Below are 4,477 nucleotides of genomic sequence, written 5' to 3' on the forward strand. Positions count from 1 at the left end.
CCGGGCGCGGATGGCCACCCGCACCCGGCTGATGCGTCCGCAGCCCGGCCGCATACCGGCAGCCCCGCCGATGTCGTACCCGCACACCCGGGCATCCATCCGCATCGTGGCGCCCTGCCACTGCCCGCCGGTGACCAGCAGGGTGCATCCGCGCTGCCGGGCCCGCGCCACCACCGCCCGCGACCGGGTGGGCGGCACGCTGCGCCCGGCCAGGCCGAGCACCACCAGGTCCATCCCGTCCATCAGCACGGCGGCCACCTCGACCGGATCAGAACCCGGGTGCGGGATCACCGCCAGCCGGCTGAGGTCCGCGCCCATCTCGGCGGCGGCCAGCAGGCCGAAGTCCGGCAGCCCGACGACGGCCACGTGGCCGCCGGCGGCCGTCACCGCGGCGGCCATGCCGACCGGCAGGGAACGCGCACCGGAGAGCTCCGCGACGGTGCCTTTGGGCAACCCGGCCGGGAACAGCTCAGCCAGCGCATCCGGCACCGGCAGCAAAGATTCACCGGACGGCGGAACATCGTCCGCCGGCCCCGCCGGGCGCCATCGGGCACCCACCTTCCCGGACACCGCCGCCATCTGACGGCGCAGCTGTTCCAGCTGTTCAGCGCGGTCGAGCTGCCGTTTTTCGAGGGGTACCGCCGCCGTCATCGCCCACCTCCAACCGCGATCGACGTCACCTATGTTCGAAAATATGTTCGATGCCGTGAGTAAACACCGCGCCACCGACAACCGTCAAGAGTTCTGGCAGCATGGGCCCATGAACAGCGAGCAGGCCGACAAACTCGCCCATGGATCAGGTTTCGTCGCCGCCCTCGACCAGAGTGGGGGCTCCACCCCCAAAGCACTGCGGCTCTACGGCATCGCCGACGACGCCTACTCCGGCGACGAGCAGATGTTCGATCTGGTCCACCAGATGCGGACCCGGATCATCACCAGTCCCGGCTTCGACGGGAGCCGAATCGTCGCGGCAATCCTTTTCGAGAACACCATGGACCGCGACATCGAGGGCCGCCCGACTGCCGACTACCTCTGGAACGTCAAGAACATCGTGCCGATCCTCAAGGTGGACGCCGGACTTGCCGCCGCGCAGGACGGCGCCCGACTGATGAAGCCGATCCCCGGACTGGGACCCCTGCTCCAACGCGCCCTGGACAAGGGCATCTTCGGCACCAAGATGCGCTCGCTGATCAACCTGCCGGGCAAGGGACTTGACGCCGTGGTCGACCAACAGTTCGGCGTGGCCCGGGAAATCCTGGCCTCCGGACTCGTGCCGGTCATCGAACCCGAGATCGACATCCACAGCCCCGCCAAGGCCGAGGCGGAGGAACAACTCAAGGAGTCGATCATCGCCGGACTGGGCGGCCTCGGCGCGGGGCAGCAGGTGATGCTGAAGCTGACCCTTCCCGAGACCGACGACCTCTACCGCGATCTGGTCGACGACCCCCGGGTGATGCGGGTGCTCGCACTGTCCGGCGGCTACACCCGGGCCGAGGCCTGCCAGCGGCTGTCGCGCAACCACGGTGTGATCGCGAGTTTCTCCCGAGCCCTCACCGAGGGCCTGACCGTCGGGCAGAGCGATCAGGAATTCAATGCCGCGCTGGACGCGGCGATCGACGAAATCGCCGCCGCATCAAGCACTTAACGCCGGTTCACTCCCATTCGATGGTGCCGGGCGGCTTGCTGGTGACATCCAGGGTCACCCGGTTGACCTCCGGCACCTCGTTGGTGATCCGGGTCGAGATGCGTTCCAGGACCTCGTAGGGCACCCGGGTCCAGTCCGCGGTCATGGCGTCCTCGCTGGACACCGGCCGCAGCACGATCGGGTGGCCGTAGGTGCGGCCGTCGCCCTGCACGCCGACCGACCGGACATCGGCCAGCAGCACCACCGGGCACTGCCAGATCTGGTTGTCCAAGCCGGCCGAGGTCAGTTCCTCGCGGGCTATCAAATCGGCCCGGCGCAGTGTGTCGAGCCGGTCGGCGGTCACCTCGCCGACGATGCGAATGCCCAGTCCCGGTCCCGGGAAGGGCTGGCGGGCAACGATTTCCTCCGGCAGCCCGAGTTCCCGGCCCACCGCACGGACCTCGTCCTTGAACAACAGCCGAAGCGGTTCGACGAGGCTGAACTTGAGGTCTGGCGGCAGGCCCCCGACGTTGTGGTGGCTCTTGATGTTGGCCGTGCCGCTACCGCCGCCGGACTCGACGACGTCGGGATACAGCGTGCCCTGGACCAGGAATTCGATCGGCTCTCCGGCGCCCCGCACCGCCGTCGGGCGGGAGAGGTCCCGCACCGCCCCCTCGAAGGCGCGGATGAACTCCCGGCCGATGATCTTGCGCTTGCCCTCCGGATTACTGACCCCGGAGAGCGCCTCCAGGAACCGGTCGGCGGCGTCGACGGTCACCAGTCGCGCCCCGGTGGCGGCCACGAAATCGCGCTGCACCTGCTCGCGTTCCCCGGCCCGCAACAGTCCGTGGTCGACGAACACACACGTCAGCCGGTCACCGATGGCCCGCTGAACCAGCGCGGCGGCCACCGCGGAGTCCACTCCCCCGGACAGACCGCAGATGGCGTGGCCGTCGCCGATCTGCGCGCGAACCGACTCGATGAGGGTCTCGGCGATATTGGCCGGGGTCCAGGCCGGTCCGATGCCGGCGAAGTCGTGCAGGAACCGGCTGAGCACCTGCTGGCCGTGCGGGGTGTGGATGACCTCCGGGTGGTACTGCACCCCCGCGAGCTTGCGGCCACGGTCTTCGAACGCGGCCACCGGCGCACCGGTACTGGCCGCGACGACGTCGAAGCCTTCCGGTGCGACGGTCACCGCGTCGCCGTGGCTCATCCACACCGGCTGGGTACCGGGCAGTCCCGAATGCAGTTCCCCGCCGAGCACGTTGAGTTCGGTGCGGCCGTACTCGCTGGTTCCGGTCCGCGCGACGGTGCCGCCCAGCGCCTGGGCCATCGCCTGGAATCCGTAGCAGATGCCGAACACCGGCACGCCGAGGTCGAACAGCGCCGGATCCAACGCGGGAGCGCCGTCGGCGTACACGCTGGCCGGGCCGCCGGAGAGCACGATGGCCTGCGGGTCGCGTTCCTTGATCTCCTCGACGGTCAGGGTGTGCGGCACCACCTCGGAGAACACCCGGGCCTCACGCACCCGCCGCGCGATCAGCTGGGCGTACTGGGCGCCGAAGTCGACCACCAGGACGGGGCGCGGTGTTGCGGAGTGGTCAGGCGGTTGCACCGGGACAGTCTAAGTCCCCGGGTCGACCGACGATCAGGACGCCGTATCGGACTCCGCGGTTCAACTGCCGACGGTCAGCCCGACCTTCTGGAACTCCTTGAGATCGCAGTAGCCGGTCTTGGCCATCGACCGGCGCAGGCCCCCGACGAGGTTCAGGGAGCCGAACGGATCATCGGAGGGCCCGTTGAGCACCAGGTCGAGCGTGGGCCGTTCACCGACCTCCACGTCGAGCAGCGCACCGCGCGGCAGCGACGGGTGCGCGGCCGCCGACGGCCAGAACCAGCCGCCGCCGAGCGCTTCGGCCGCCGCGGCCAGCGGGGTGCCGAGCAGAACCGCGTCGGCGCCGCAGGCGATGGCCTTGGCCAGTTCGCCGGAGGTGTGGATATCGCCGTCGGCCAGCACATGGACATAGCGGCCGCCGGTCTCGTCGAGGTACTCGCGGCGCGCGGCGGCGGCGTCGGCGATCGCGGTGGCCATCGGCACATTGATCCCGAGCACTTCGTCGCTGGTGGTCACCCCGGCGGTGGATCCGTAACCGACGATGACGCCGGCGGCGCCGGTCCGCATCAGATGCAGGGCGGTGCGGTGATCGGCAACCCCGCCGGCCACCACCGGAACGTCGAGTTCGGAGATGAAGGTCTTGAGGTTCAGCGGCTCGCCGTTGGCGGAGACCCGCTCGGCGGAGATGATGGTGCCCTGGATGAACAGCAGGTCGATGCCGGCGGCGACCAGTGTGGGCGTCAGCGCCCTGGCGTTCTGCGGGCTGACCCGGACCGCGGTCGTGATCCCGGCCTCCCGGACCCGGGCCACCGCCTCGCCGAGCAGGTCGAGATCCAGTGGCGCGGCATGCAGTTGCTGCAGCAGCCTGATCGGGGCAGCGGGGTCGTCTTCTTTCCGGGCCGCGGCGATCACTTGCGCGATCTTGTCCGCGACGTCGGCGTGCCGGCCGATCAGGCCCTCGCCGTTGAGCACCCCGAGACCGCCCAACCGGCCGAGTTCGATGGCGAACTCCGGTGACACCAGGGCGTCGGTCGGGTGCGCGATGACCGGGATCTCGAACCGGTAGGCGTCCAACTGCCAGGCGGTCGACACGTCCCGGGAGGACCGGGTGCGCCGGGACGGGACGATGTTGATCTCGCTGAGTTCGTAGGTACGGCGGGCGGTCCGGCCCATCCCGATCTCGACCATGTCGCGCACGGGTTCCTCATCTCCTCTTCGCGCAAGCGCTCATCGGTGCC

At 69.8% G+C, this 4,477-nt stretch carries 4 protein-coding genes; 1 reads left to right on the top strand and 3 read right to left on the bottom strand.

Going from position 1 to position 4,477, the window contains the following annotated elements; translation table 11 throughout:
* A partial coding sequence (gene imuA' / locus ADBZ5U_RS14485) for a DnaE2-dependent mutagenesis accessory factor ImuA' (RefSeq protein WP_526811348.1) occupies nucleotides 1–651 on the bottom strand: 651 nt, incomplete at its 3' end.
* Nucleotides 652–760: 109 nt separating this feature from the next.
* Between imuA' and ADBZ5U_RS14490 the strand changes: the two genes are divergently transcribed.
* Nucleotides 761–1,645: a fructose bisphosphate aldolase gene (locus ADBZ5U_RS14490; RefSeq protein ID WP_526811352.1), complete on the top strand. Its 885-nt coding sequence runs from the start codon at nucleotides 761–763 to the stop codon at nucleotides 1,643–1,645.
* Nucleotides 1,646–1,652: 7 nt separating this feature from the next.
* Here the strand turns inward: ADBZ5U_RS14490 and guaA are convergent, their stop codons facing one another.
* Complete coding sequence (gene guaA, locus ADBZ5U_RS14495; protein ID WP_526811350.1) at nucleotides 1,653–3,239, bottom strand: glutamine-hydrolyzing GMP synthase; 1,587 nt, start codon at nucleotides 3,237–3,239, stop codon at nucleotides 1,653–1,655.
* A gap of 60 nt (nucleotides 3,240–3,299) precedes the next feature.
* On the bottom strand, nucleotides 3,300–4,427 hold the full coding sequence (locus ADBZ5U_RS14500) for a GuaB3 family IMP dehydrogenase-related protein (protein ID WP_526811354.1): 1,128 nt from the start codon (nucleotides 4,425–4,427) through the stop codon (nucleotides 3,300–3,302).
* Nucleotides 4,428–4,477: the final 50 nt, after the last annotated feature.

This window comes from Mycobacterium sp. (assembly GCF_040398885.1).
In the GTDB taxonomy this organism is placed as follows: domain Bacteria; phylum Actinomycetota; class Actinomycetes; order Mycobacteriales; family Mycobacteriaceae; genus Mycobacterium.

Bases quoted from the DNA above. Each gene is read 5' to 3' on its own strand.
- ADBZ5U_RS14500 (WP_526811354.1), bottom strand. From the start codon at position 4,427: ATGGTCGAGATCGGGATGGGCCGGACCGCCCGCCGTACCTACGAACTC.
- ADBZ5U_RS14490 (WP_526811352.1), top strand. From the start codon at position 761: ATGAACAGCGAGCAGGCCGACAAACTCGCCCATGGATCAGGTTTCGTC.